A 973-nucleotide genomic window follows, 5' to 3' on the forward strand; every position below is an offset into this window, starting at 1 on the left:
GCCGCGCCGGCAGCACGTTGGCCGGCATGACGCCGGCGCGGCTGGCAATCTCCCAGCCGGCAATCACCAGCGCCGGCAGCAGCCAGCCGGTGGCGTTGCTATGCAGGCGCGTGGAAAAGCTCATGACGAAGCCTGCAGGCGGTTGGCGCCATGGAAGCCGACCGAGAATTCGTTGGCGATGTTCTCATGCGCCCGCTGCCGCCTGGTGCCGAGCCCGAGTTTCGGAAACAGAAGCTCGGCGACGCGGTAGGCCTCCTCGAGATGCGGATAGCCCGAGCCGATGATGGTATCGATGCCGATCGCCTGGTATTCGCGGATGCGCCCGGCGATCTGTTCCGGCGTGCCGACCAGCGCCGTGCCGGCGCCGCCGCGCACCAGCCCGACGCCGGCCCACAGATTGGGCGACACCACCAGCCTGTCACGGCGGCCGCCATGCAGCTCCGCCATGCGGCGCTGGCCGACCGAATCCATCTGGTTGAGGAAGCGCGCCTGCGCGTTCTCGATCTGGGCGTCGGTGACATGGCTGATCAGCCGGTCGGCGGCGCGCCAGGCTTCGTCCTCGGTCTCGCGCACGATGAAATGCAGCCGGATGCCGAAGCGCAGTTTTCTGCCGCGCCGCGCCGCCTTTGCGCGCGCCGCGGCCAGCTTCTCGGCCACCTGTGCCGGCGGTTCGCCCCAGGTCAGATACATGTCGACGAGGTCCGCGGCGAGATCCTGGCCGGCATCCGACGATCCGCCGAAATAGAGCGGCGGCCGTTCCTGGTGCGGCAGAAGGTCGAGGCGGCCATTTTCGACGCGGTAATATTTGCCGTTGAAATTGACCCGCTCGCCGGACACCAGGCCGCGCCAGATGGTCAGGAATTCATGCGCCTGGGCATAGCGCTCGTCATGCGGCAGGAAGACGCCGTCGCCGGCGAGCTCGGTCGGGTTGCCGCCGACCACGACATTGAGCAGCAGGCGGCCATTGCTCAAG

The 973-nt window shown here is 68.1% G+C and carries 1 protein-coding gene and 1 pseudogene; both read right to left on the minus strand.

Annotation, left to right across the window (positions count from 1 at the left end; all coding sequences use genetic code 11):
• Positions 1 to 124: pseudogene (locus EN914_RS40070) on the minus strand (ABC transporter permease); the annotation flags it as partial.
• Positions 121 to 973 (minus strand): LLM class flavin-dependent oxidoreductase (locus EN914_RS36560; protein WP_127389743.1); only part of this gene is annotated, 853 nt, incomplete at its 5' end. The pseudogene EN914_RS40070 and the gene EN914_RS36560, both read right to left, overlap by 4 nt.

The sequence above is a fragment of the Mesorhizobium sp. M7A.F.Ca.CA.001.08.2.1 genome (genome assembly GCF_003998455.1).
Taxonomy (GTDB): domain Bacteria; phylum Pseudomonadota; class Alphaproteobacteria; order Rhizobiales; family Rhizobiaceae; genus Mesorhizobium; species Mesorhizobium ciceri.